The organism is Lentzea aerocolonigenes, assembly GCF_000955955.1.
Lineage (GTDB): Bacteria > Actinomycetota > Actinomycetes > Mycobacteriales > Pseudonocardiaceae > Lentzea > Lentzea aerocolonigenes_A.
Window position 1 is genome coordinate 1 of sequence record NZ_JYJG01000483.1, and the last position, 3,419, is coordinate 3,419.

General features: G+C 68.2%; 4 protein-coding genes. 3 read left to right on the forward strand and 1 reads right to left on the reverse strand.

The window, feature by feature from the left end; all coding sequences use genetic code 11:
- Positions 1–7 precede the first annotated feature (7 nt).
- Positions 8–1,195 carry an NAD(P)/FAD-dependent oxidoreductase gene (locus tag UK23_RS44340; protein WP_045317852.1) on the reverse strand — a complete coding sequence of 396 codons (1,188 nt, stop codon included), beginning with the start codon at positions 1,193–1,195 and terminating at the stop codon, positions 8–10.
- A gap of 177 nt (positions 1,196–1,372) precedes the next feature.
- Here UK23_RS44340 and UK23_RS44345 point away from each other — a divergent pair, with 177 nt between their 5' ends.
- The 3 genes from UK23_RS44345 to UK23_RS44355 all read left to right on the forward strand — a co-directional run.
- Entirely contained in the window at positions 1,373–1,573 is a 201-nt protein-coding gene (locus UK23_RS44345; RefSeq protein WP_045317853.1) for a hypothetical protein, read from the forward strand.
- 53 nt (positions 1,574–1,626) lie between these two features.
- Positions 1,627–3,126, forward strand: coding sequence for an AMP-binding protein (locus UK23_RS44350; protein ID WP_045317854.1), 1,500 nt, complete (start codon positions 1,627–1,629; stop codon positions 3,124–3,126).
- Between the two features lie 27 nt (positions 3,127–3,153).
- On the forward strand, positions 3,154–3,419 hold a 266-nt coding region (locus UK23_RS44355; protein WP_156213837.1), incomplete at its 3' end, for a hypothetical protein.

The window sequence follows — 3,419 nt, forward strand, 5'->3', positions numbered from 1 at the left end:
CAACCGTCTAGGCCAGCGAACCCAGGTCAGCCTCCTGCAACTGCTTGGCCGTCACCGTCGCCTGCGCGTCCACCAGCGCGCCCAACGCCGTCCCGTCATCCCACATGTTGACGTTCATCGCCGCCCGCAGCCGCCCGTCGCGCAGCCAGAACGCGATGAACTCCCGCTTCGCCAGGTCTCCGCGCACCACGACCTCGTCCGACGGATCCGCGAGTCCCCGGTACTCCATGCCCAGGTCGTACTGGTCCGTGAAGAAGTACGGCGACTTCTGGTACGGCTCGTCCACCCCGAGCAGCGGCCCCGCCACGTACGTGCCCTGGTCTTTCGCGTTCGCCCAGTGCTCGACGCGGACCCGCCCGTCGTAGCGCGGGTGGTCGTGCGCCGCGATGTCGCCGGCCGCGAACACATCGGGAGCGGACGTCCGCAACGTCGCGTCGACCGCGACACCACCATCGGCCAGTTCCAATCCGGCAGCTTCGGCGAGCTCGAGGCGTGGCGTCGCGCCCACCGCCAGCACCGTCACGTCCGGCAGCAGCTCGGTGCCGTCGTCCAGCCGCACGCCCGACGGCGAGAAGCCCGCCACGCCGGTGCCCAGCTTGAACTCGACGCCGTGCTCCTCGTGCAGGCCGCGGAACATCCTGCCCATCTCGGGACCCAGCACCCGCACCAGCGGTTCGGCCAGCGGGTCGACCACCGTGACGCGGCAGCCGTGCGTGCGGGCGGCGGACGCCACCTCGCAGCCGATCCAGCCCGCGCCGACGATCACGACGTGCCTGCCCTCGCGCAAGTTCGACTTCAACGCCAGCGAGTCGTCGATCGTCCGCAGCACATGTCCTTGCGCGCCAGGCAGAACGCGGGGGCGTGATCCCGTCGCCAGCAGGAGCCGATCGTAGGAACGCACTGCTCCATCGGAGTCAACGATCGAGTGATCACCGGGCCGCAGCTCCAGCACCGACACGCCGAGCTGGAGCTCGATCTCGTTGTCGGCGTAGAAGCTCGACTCGTGCACCCAGGCCGGTTCGTCGGCCTTGCCCAGCAGAACGTCCTTGGACAGCGCGGGAAGTTCGTACGGGCGATGGTGTTCGGTGCCGAACATGGTGATCTTGCCGCCGTAGCCGCGATCCCGGAGCGCTCCGGCCGCGGAGGCACCGGCGAGGCCCGTCCCGACAATCACGATGCGTTGCGGTTCCGCCATTTTCACCCCTCCAGGTGACCTACTCTCATCCCACGTGCGACGCTATCCGCAGCTCGGCACGGTCGCTGAACGGAGAACGCGAAAACCTCCGTCACGACCGTCGGCCGCACGCGTCTCATCAACGCGAGCGCCGGCACCACCGGGCCGGCGCGCCGAGTGAGCTGGAGGAAGAAACCCGTGGGAGCCAAAGAGGAGTGGCAGGTGAGCTGCCGCGACATCGCCTCGCGCCGACGGGACTTGACGGTGTTCGTCAGCCAGGGGCACATCGTGATCAACGTGCCACCGGGCGAGGCCGCCGTCCTGACGCCGCTGGAAGTCGGCCGCTTGCGGGCCGCCCTGAGGGAAGCCGTGGTCGCCGCGTCCGACACCGAGCTGTGACCGCCGTCACACCGTTACCTACTCGCGAGTAGGTACGTGGCAGAGTAGGTCTCATGGTGACCCGCGTGCTGCTGACCCTGGTCAAAGCCGGAGTGATCCGGCCGTTGGGCCCGCGAGGCCTTTCCGGGACCGTGCGCGGGTACCTGCAGTGGGACATCACGCTGGCGTGGGGTTACCAGACGGGCGCCGGCCGACACCCGGACCGTGCCGCGATCGTCGACGACGACGGCGTGCTCACCTACGCGGAGGTGAACGAGCGCACGAGCCGGCTCGCGCATGCGTTCCGCGCCAAGGAACGCGTCGGCCTGCTGATGCGCAACCACCGCGGCTTCATCGAGACGATGACCGCGTGCACGAAGATCGGCGCCGACGCCGTCCTGCTCAACACCGGCCTGAGCAAAGGACAACTGGCCCAGGTCGCTTCTGATCAGAAGATCGACCGGATCGTCGCGGACCGCGAGTTCGCCGATGTGCTCCCTGATCTGCCGACGTACTTCGGCGACGAACTCGAACCGCTCATCCTCAACGGGCCGACGACCTCGCTCCCCCGCAGGCCTCCGCGCGGCCGGCTGATCATCCTCACCTCGGGCACCACCGGCACCCCGAAGGGCGCCCGCCGGCCGGAACCCGCGAGCCTCGCCCCCGCCGCCGCACTGCTGTCGCGGATCCCGCTCAAGCACGGTGAGGTCATCGCGATCACCTCGCCGCTATTCCACGCCTGGGGCCTCGCCGCGTTCCAGCTCGGCCTCGTGCTCGGCGCCACGCTCGTGCTGCGCCGCAAGTTCGACCCCGAGCAGACGCTGAAGGACGCCGAGAAGTGCACGGCGATGTTCGTGGTTCCGGTGATGCTGCAACGCATGCTGGAGACTCCGCACCGGCCGAAGCTGCGGATCATCGCGTCCAGCGGCTCGTCGCTGCCGCCGCGGGTCGCAGCCAGGACTTTGGCGGAGTTCGGCCCGGTGCTCTACAACCTCTACGGCTCAACGGAAGTGAGCTGGGCGAGCATCGCGACACCCGAGGAGATGCTCAGGGCGCCCGGCACCGCGGGTCAGCCACCGCTCGGCACCCGATTGGCCATTGTGGACGATCAGGGCGAGCCGGTCGCTCCCGGCGAGACCGGGCGGATCTTCGTCGGCAACGAGATGCTGTTCGACGGCTACACCAACGGCACCAGCAAGGAGTCGTTGAACGGCCTGATGTCCACCGGTGACCTCGGTTATCTCAAGGACGGCCTGCTGTTCGTGGCCGGCCGGGACGACGAGATGATCGTGTCCGGCGGCGAGAACGTCTACCCGCGCGAGGTCGAGGACCTGCTGTCGAACCTCGACGGCGTCACCGAGGTCGCGGTGCTCGGCGTGGAGGACGACGAGTTCGGTCAGCGGTTGGCCGCGTTCGTCGTCGGAGCCGAAACCCTGACGGCTGAACACATACGTGAACACGTCAAGGCGAACCTCGCGCGGTTCTCCGTTCCCCGAGATGTTTTCTTCGTCAACGAATTGCCCCGCAACGCGGCCGGAAAAGTGTTGAAACGCCAGCTCCGCGAACAGGTCTAGAGTCGGCCCCGGGAGAGGGGCTTGATCATGACGGTTCCCGGCAGGACGGCTGATCCGCGTTCCAACGCCGTGCACAACCTGCACGAGGCACGCATCGCACTGGACGAGGGCAGGCCGGGCGAGGCGCTGGAGTACGCCGAGAAAGCGGTTGCCGCGTTCGCGTGGCTGGACGACGTCGAAGGTGTCGCGGAAGGCGTGCTGGCACAGTCCGTGGCGCTCGGCAAGCGCGGGCTGTGGCCCAGCGCGCTCGACACCATCGACAGAGTGCAGGTCTGTCTCTTATACACATCTCT

Bases quoted from the DNA above. Each gene is read 5' to 3' on its own strand.
- UK23_RS44340 (WP_045317852.1), bottom strand. From the start codon at position 1,195: ATGGCGGAACCGCAACGCATCGTGATTGTCGGGACGGGCCTCGCCGGT.
- UK23_RS44350 (WP_045317854.1), top strand. From the start codon at position 1,627: ATGGTGACCCGCGTGCTGCTGACCCTGGTCAAAGCCGGAGTGATCCGG.